The organism is Sphingomonas sp. CFBP 13706 (genome assembly GCF_014842355.1).
GTDB classification, from domain to species: Bacteria; Pseudomonadota; Alphaproteobacteria; order Sphingomonadales; family Sphingomonadaceae; genus Sphingomonas; species Sphingomonas aerolata.
The window spans coordinates 1-257 of record NZ_JACYVM010000093.1; the positions used below are offsets into that span (position 1 = coordinate 1).

Genomic DNA, 257 nt, shown 5'->3' on the forward strand with positions numbered 1-257 from the left:
CGCGACCGCCAGGAGGTCGCGTACAAGACCGGCAAGCGCATCGTCGACATGGTCGCCGAGGATCTGAAGCCCAGCGACATCCTAACCAGGGAGGCGTTCCACAACGCGATCGTCGTCAATTCGGCGATCGGCGGATCGACCAACGCGCCGATCCACCTCGCCGCGATCGCGCGCCATATCGGCGTCGACCTGCCGATCGACGACTGGCAGACGCACGGTCACAAGGTCCCGCTGATGGTCAACCTTCAGCCCGCCGG

General features: G+C 65.8%; 1 protein-coding gene. It reads left to right on the plus strand.

What is annotated here, in order from left to right:
* Positions 1–257: dihydroxy-acid dehydratase domain-containing protein (locus tag IFS44_RS21795; RefSeq protein WP_192100248.1), on the plus strand; the 257-nt coding region annotated here is incomplete at both ends.